The sequence below is a fragment of the Marinomonas profundimaris genome (assembly GCF_000508165.1).
In the GTDB taxonomy this organism is placed as follows: domain Bacteria; phylum Pseudomonadota; class Gammaproteobacteria; order Pseudomonadales; family Marinomonadaceae; genus Marinomonas; species Marinomonas profundimaris.
Genome location: NZ_AYOZ01000029.1, coordinates 1 through 5,734, shown reverse-complemented (window position 1 = coordinate 5,734; position 5,734 = coordinate 1). Strand labels below are relative to the sequence as shown.

At 42.3% G+C, this 5,734-nt stretch carries 7 protein-coding genes; 4 read left to right on the top strand and 3 right to left on the bottom strand.

Annotated elements, in window-relative coordinates:
* The first annotated feature begins 115 nt into the window (after positions 1–115).
* The 4 genes from tnpA to D104_RS30750 are packed head-to-tail and all read left to right on the top strand — an operon-like array spanning position 116 to position 2,703.
* Positions 116–400 carry an IS66 family insertion sequence element accessory protein TnpA gene (tnpA, locus tag D104_RS30765; RefSeq protein ID WP_024024495.1) on the top strand — a complete coding sequence of 95 codons (285 nt, stop codon included), beginning with the start codon at positions 116–118 and terminating at the stop codon, positions 398–400.
* The gene (gene tnpB, locus D104_RS30760) at positions 400–735 is read left to right on the top strand and encodes an IS66 family insertion sequence element accessory protein TnpB (protein ID WP_024024494.1); all 336 of its coding nucleotides are present in this window, start codon (positions 400–402) and stop codon (positions 733–735) included. Before tnpA ends, tnpB begins: the two co-directional genes overlap by 1 nt.
* A gap of 23 nt (positions 736–758) precedes the next feature.
* The gene (tnpC, locus tag D104_RS30755; RefSeq protein WP_024024493.1) at positions 759–2,336 is read left to right on the top strand and encodes an IS66 family transposase; all 1,578 of its coding nucleotides are present in this window, start codon (positions 759–761) and stop codon (positions 2,334–2,336) included.
* Positions 2,308–2,703, top strand: a complete 396-nt coding sequence (locus D104_RS30750) for a hypothetical protein (RefSeq protein WP_015066045.1) — start codon at positions 2,308–2,310, stop codon at positions 2,701–2,703. The genes tnpC and D104_RS30750 overlap by 29 nt, the downstream gene beginning before the upstream one ends.
* A 616-nt stretch (positions 2,704–3,319) precedes the next feature.
* Here D104_RS30750 and D104_RS30740 read toward each other — a convergent pair.
* From D104_RS30740 to D104_RS30730, 3 genes are all read right to left on the bottom strand, one after another.
* Positions 3,320–4,489, bottom strand: a complete 1,170-nt coding sequence (locus D104_RS30740; RefSeq protein ID WP_013786028.1) for a methyl-accepting chemotaxis protein — start codon at positions 4,487–4,489, stop codon at positions 3,320–3,322.
* Positions 4,490–4,587: 98 nt separating this feature from the next.
* On the bottom strand, positions 4,588–4,872 hold the full coding sequence (locus D104_RS30735) for a type II toxin-antitoxin system RelE family toxin (protein ID WP_013786027.1): 285 nt from the start codon (positions 4,870–4,872) through the stop codon (positions 4,588–4,590).
* Positions 4,862–5,104, bottom strand: a complete 243-nt coding sequence (locus tag D104_RS30730; protein WP_013786026.1) for a type II toxin-antitoxin system RelB/DinJ family antitoxin — start codon at positions 5,102–5,104, stop codon at positions 4,862–4,864. Before D104_RS30730 ends, D104_RS30735 begins: the two co-directional genes overlap by 11 nt.
* Positions 5,105–5,734 lie beyond the last annotated feature (630 nt).

The following is a 5,734-nucleotide window of genomic DNA, read 5'->3' as shown; positions in this document are numbered from 1 at the left end:
GAAAAGTACCCATTTGACACACGTGCAACGTAAGCGATCAATATAGGCCGTCTTCCCCAGATTTAGCTACTCCGTAAAATAGCCTCCGTAGATTTTACTAACGGAGACTTTACTGATGGCAACAAAAAGACGTACACGTGAGCAATGGCAAAGGTTGGTTGACAAGCAAGCAGCAAGCGAGCTGACAGTCAGTGAATTTTGTGCACAGCATGCGTTAACAGTATCAAATTTTTATCTGTGGCGTAAAAAGTTGAGGGATGATAGTCAACCGTTTGCGCAGCAGGATAACTGGCTTGCTTTTGATATGCCAGCGAGCGGGAACCAGAGTATAGATTCAGCGTGGGAGATTGAACTGGTATTACCCGGTGGTGTGGTGCTGCGGATGAACCGAGCGGCCTGATGTTACCCTTATCTAATGGGCGTATTTGGTTGTACACCGGCAATGCCGATATGCGCAAACAGTTTGATGGGTTGGCAGCGCTGGTACAGAGCAAGTTGGGCATGCAGGCGCATTGTGGTGACTGGTTTGTGTTTATCAATAAGCGCCGTACTCAGCTGAAGGTGTTGTATTACTACCAGGGCGGTTATTGTTTGTGGAGCAAACGGTTAGAAAAAGGCACCTTCGCTAACGTGTCTGACGGCAACACCAAAACACCACTCAACAGTGCCCAGTTACAGTGTTTGATTGATGGGATTTACTGGCAAAAAGACAAACAAAACAGGCGATTTAATTAACTGATTTTGTTATAATTTAGCCCATGAAAACACGCTCTATTAGTCACCTTTCACCGTCTGAAATTGAGGCTGCCTTTGCTCATCAAGCCGATGAAATTGCGCAACTCAAGCAGCAACTCGACTGGCTTAAACGTCAGTTGTTCGGGCGTAAGTCTGAAAAGGTGTTAGCGGATAATCCGGCGCAGAGCAGTTTTTTTGATGAGGGGGAAACCCTCACCTTACCGGCAGAAACAAAACCGGTGAAGGCACATACTCGTTCCTCACAAAAGCTACGTCGCGACTCGGATGTTAATGATGATGGCCTGCGCTTTGATGAGACGGTGCCGCAACAGATTATTGATATACCTGCGCCAGAATTACAGGGGGCGGATGCCGACCAGTATGAATTAGTGGATACCAAAGAAACCTGTCGCTTAGCACAACAGCCTGGCAGTTATGTGGTATTGAGATTCCGTCGACAGGTCGTGCGTCATAAAACCACGCAAACCATTAAGGATACCCCAGCGCCAGGCAATGTGCTGGAAGGCTGTTACTGCGATGTCTCACTGCTCGCCGGACTGATGGTTGATAAAGCGGTGTATCACTTACCGCTTCACCGCCAACATCAACGGATGCTGGATAGCGGTATTACCCTTAGCCGGGCCACCTTAATCAACTGGATACAAAAAGGCATTGAGCTGCTTCGACCCATCGCCAAAGCCCAGTGGCAACACATTCTGCAAAGTAAAATACTGGCCATGGATGAAGTGCCCATTAAAGCAGGTCGCACCAAAGGCGCTGGCCGAAAACCCGGACACATGAAACAAACCTACTTCTGGCCCCTGTACGGTGACAGTGATGAAGTGGCGTTTACCTGGAGTAACAGCCGGGGTATGTTGCATGCCCAAGCACAGTTACAGGACTTTACCGGCACCTTGCTCACCGATGGTTATGCCGCCTACACCAAAACGGTTGAACAATTAAATCAATACGAACAACAGATTGTGCATGCTGCCTGTTGGGTACACATGCGCAGAGGCTTTGAAAAAGCCCTCGACAGTGAGCCGCAAGCCGCACAGCAGGCACTGGATATTATCGCTGCGCTCTACCGACATGAAAAACACATCAGGCATAAACAATTAGACCTGGCCGATATCCATGCTTACCGGCAACAACACAGCGAACCCTTAGTCACTGACTTCTTCCGGTGGGTTTATCAACAACGACAGCGCACTGATTTACTCCCCAAGTCTCCCTTCGCCAAGGCACTCCATTATGCGCATGAACGAGAAAGCCAACTCAAGGTGTTCCTGAGCAATCCAGCTCTACCCATGGATACCAATCATCTTGAGCGGGCACTGCGTGTTATTCCCATGGGGAGAAAAAACTATTTGTTCTGCTGGTCTGAACTTGGCGCTGAACAGCTGGGCATACTGCAAAGCCTGATGGTGACTTGCCGCCTGCAAGGCATCAATCCCTACCATTATCTGGTGGATGTATTACAACGCGTGGCATTACATCCGGCCAGGGACGTAATCGACCTCACGCCGCGGCTCTGGAAACAAAAATACAATCAAAACAGGTTAGTCAGCGATGTCAAAATACTCACTTCCCAACACTAAAATCTCAGCCACAATTATGGAGTTCGGTAAAGGAGTGTTAAATGCACTCCCTGCTGATTACAGCCAGTCAGAAATGGAAGATGCTATGCTGACGATAATAACCGTGTGGAATGCCATCGTACTGGACACTTGGCACAACACAGACAAAAATGAAAAAATGGTGCTTGATGCACTCTCTCAAGCGCCTAAAGAAGGACAACTTCAAGTAAAACGATTGATAAAAAGAAAGAAGACCAAGTTTAGCGATGATATCCGCGCGGTTGGAGATCACTGGATAAGAGAAGAGCAAGGGGACTTTATCTTCGGCTGTGAAGCACGGTTAGATATAGAACGCATCTCCTTAAACGAAGATAGCCTCAAACACTAAACGAATCACAACGGTCTATATTGATCGCTTACTACATAACAACTGGCATGTAGCTGCATAGATAGTTGGCGTTTCATGTAATAAGTTTGTATTGGAAAGTAATCGGTCGGCTCGCTTAATCCGATGCTTCTCAAAGGCTTTATTATTGATGCCTCGACCTATGCTCGTGACAGTTGCGGCATTTCCGTTAAGCAAACTTTTAACACATGCGGTAAGTGCTTTTTGTCGCGACATATGCATTTTAAAGCTGACAAGCGAGATGACTTTGTTCACAATAGATAGGGCATTCATGGCGTTTAACCTTCATTTGTTTTTGGCGAAAGATCTGATCACCAAACGTCATGAATGTTCCCTTTATTTTTTATCTTACTGAATTTTAGTCATTATTTGTGGGGATACCTCAGGGGCTGTTCCGTATTAAATGTACGATATTTACCTAATTTGCCACACTTATAAGTAGTAACCCACCTCCGCAGCCATTTATTGGTGTGGTCTACAGAGGATTATGTCTTTTTAGAGGGGAAAATCCCTAGAACCCCTAATTCAACGCCTTTTTTGCCATCATCCTAAATGACAAAAACAACCTTATAAATAAATTTATAGCTAATGATTATGATTAATCTAACTTATCAAGTTGAGCATCTAGTTTTTTTATTAAAACTCTCAAATCATTAATATTACTTAATAAATCATCAGATACATTAGATGTATCAGTACAGATGAAACTTAGATTTTCAGCACTTTTCGCAAGTTCTGATACAGCAGCTATTTGCTCAGACAAAGATAATGTTGAAGAAGACATATCTGTAGAAATCGAATGAACAGAATCTAATACAATTTTAACTGCCTCAGAAGAGTCTTTAGATAAGCTAATAGCCTCTTCAGTCGCAGCTGAAGCTTCATCTCCATTTTTCCCTGCATCGACAATTAGTTTTCTAAGAGTCGTTGTCATCTCAGTAATATCTGAAGTCGACTTTCTTGTTTTATGGGCTAAAGATCTAACTTCATCAGCTACAACTGCAAAACCTCTTCCATGTTCTCCGGCCCTAGCCGCCTCTATCGCAGCATTCAATGCCAATAAATTTGTTTGCTCGGCAATATCTTCTATTATTTTTGCAAAACTATCGATATTTTTAGCATTACGCTCAACATGTTCAAATGTACTATCAAAAGCTCTAGCGGCCTCAGCAACATCGTGAAGCTTTACTAAAAGTTGTTGTACAAAACTATCAGCCTTATCTGAATTACTACTAGCCTGAGAAGCATTAGAACTTATAGTTTCAAAAAAGCCACCAACCTGCTTCATTGTATGATATAACTCTTCTGTAGTTGACGCTATCTGACTAGAGTGATCATCAAGCTTTTCTGTTGACTGCTGATTCCTAACTGCATTCTTTTCTATCTTATTACTAAGATTAACGAAACCATCACTAGATAAATTAACAGCAGTTATAATTTTAGAAAGTCGTAAAGACGCTTTATTGAATTGTTTGCCAATGTCAGCAAACTCATCATCACTACTTACCTTATATTCAGCATTTAAATCACCACTAGATACAGAAGAAGCAATTTTTTTTAAATCATTAATTCCTTGGAGAATATTAGATCTAGAAACAAAAAAAATTACTACGGAAAAAAAGACCAATAAAAAAGCAATGGGGATAGACCAATTACCAATAGTAAAAAAGTTTAACTCGGCAAGGAGATAAAGTGTTGATGCAACAAAACCAACAATAGAATTAGATAAAATAAGCTGGTTAATCTTAATGTTACGTAAAAATGCCATTGATAATCTTAAAAAATTTAAATTAAAACTAAAACTAGTTTAACATTAGTTTTACAATAGTGCTTATTTCGATCACTCACAGTACACATAAAAAACGGTTAAACTCGTTTCCCTGCATCTTTATACACTTCTGATTTATCTCTTTTGCCTATCGCCACAACAAGGATAGACACTTTTTCATCATGCACTTGGTATATTAACCGGTATCCAACTTGACGCAATTTAATCTTGTAGCAGTCAGGAAGCTCTCTTAACCGGTTAGCTTCAACTCTTGGTTGTTCCAGTACTTCGCTTAACTTCTTTTTAAACTGTTCACGAACGATAGCGCCTAACTTACGCCACTCTTTAAGCGCACGAGGATCAAATTCTAACTCATAGGTCATCTAGCGAGACCTTTACTCCAGCTTCTGGATCAGCTAAACGGGCTTGTGCCACAGCAATCAGCACTTCATCTTCACTTGTTAACGGCACTGATTTGAACGGTAGCTTTTCTCTTTGTGCTACATACTCCAAAGTTTGTCTTACCAACTCAGACGGGGTTACACCAAGCTTCTCTAATGCGGCAAAAGAGCGTGCTTTTAACTCATCATTAACCCGAATATTAATCGTGCCCATAACTCACCTGTAATTACAAATGTATTTACAAGGATTATAGAGGATCAATACTAAACCGCAAGGGCTATTCTATGACAATGCTTTGCGAGTACTAAAACCATTTTTAAAACCCTCCGATTGGACATCAGAAGCATGGTGTCCAATTGGGGCTTTTTTTGCATTTTTGCAACCAATACCCCCGCTATGTACACACTCGCTTAGGCTCGTAAACATAGCGGGGGTATGGTTTAAGCTTAATTCACGCAAAAAAATACGCGCAATATAAATTTATTTGACGAATTTAAACTCATCACATATATTAATTCTTGAAAATAGAGTTGTGCCTTTAGCACACCTGCTACACCGGATACAGGTAAACGATCTGAGGTCTAGCTCTCTGCTAGGTTCTAGTTACCCCGCTAGCGCAACGCGAAAATGGGAGGCCTGATCACCATGTCAGGAAATAGTCATCCACTAGCGAAAATCGAAATAGGAGATCAACGATGCAAAACGTAAAAGCCACTTAACCAGTGTAAAGGTCAGTGATTCATCCCACTTAAAACACGATGCGGAATAGACTAGAGAAGTCTGAATCTTCGCTCCGTTATGCGTAAATCAGGCTAATAGGGGTTCTAGGGATTTTCCCCTCTA

Coding starts and splice junctions, on each gene's coding strand:
- tnpA (WP_024024495.1), top strand. CDS start 116: ATGGCAACAAAAAGACGTACACGTGAGCAATGGCAAAGGTTGGTTGAC.
- tnpB (WP_024024494.1), top strand. CDS start 400: ATGTTACCCTTATCTAATGGGCGTATTTGGTTGTACACCGGCAATGCC.
- tnpC (WP_024024493.1), top strand. CDS start 759: ATGAAAACACGCTCTATTAGTCACCTTTCACCGTCTGAAATTGAGGCT.
- D104_RS30750 (WP_015066045.1), top strand. CDS start 2,308: ATGTCAAAATACTCACTTCCCAACACTAAAATCTCAGCCACAATTATG.
- D104_RS30740 (WP_013786028.1), bottom strand. CDS start 4,489: ATGGCATTTTTACGTAACATTAAGATTAACCAGCTTATTTTATCTAAT.
- D104_RS30735 (WP_013786027.1), bottom strand. CDS start 4,872: ATGACCTATGAGTTAGAATTTGATCCTCGTGCGCTTAAAGAGTGGCGT.
- D104_RS30730 (WP_013786026.1), bottom strand. CDS start 5,104: ATGGGCACGATTAATATTCGGGTTAATGATGAGTTAAAAGCACGCTCT.